Source organism: Flagellimonas lutimaris (assembly GCF_051494225.1).
GTDB classification, from domain to species: Bacteria; Bacteroidota; Bacteroidia; order Flavobacteriales; family Flavobacteriaceae; genus Flagellimonas; species Flagellimonas lutimaris_A.
Genome location: NZ_JBNPYE010000030.1, coordinates 1 through 467 on the forward strand (window position 1 = coordinate 1; position 467 = coordinate 467).

1 protein-coding gene is annotated in these 467 nt (G+C 47.8%); it reads left to right on the top strand.

The window, feature by feature from the left end; genetic code table 11:
• On the top strand, window positions 1-467 hold a 467-nt coding region (locus ACQQ5U_RS19405; protein WP_437400116.1), incomplete at both ends, for a hypothetical protein.

Sequence of the window (467 nt, forward strand, 5' to 3'; positions counted from 1 at the left end):
GAGCTTGCCGCCCTTGATACGGACGATGCGGACGCGGACCCTACGAACGAATACAACACTGGAGCAGCTATGAATGCTGGTAGTGTTGAGATTACCGATGGTGGGGGCACAGTAGCAACAAACGTGATAAGTTCTAATGCGAACAACGACATTACAGCTGGAACGGACGGAGGTCTATACCTTAATGTAGCCTCGGTTACTATTTCTGAAACAGTAACTACATTGGCGGATAATGGAGATGGAAGCTTTACATATACAAGTGAAAATGGGACACTTACAACATTCACAGCCTCCAGTGTACTGGATAATGGCAATGGAACATCTACCATTACTTTGGCAGATGGTGGGACCATAACTGTTGATAATGATGGTGTTGATAATGTTGACGATGCGGACGCGGACCCTACGAACGAACTTTCGGATGTAGCCTTGACGGGCACGACCTTGGAACTGACCAATGCCGCTGC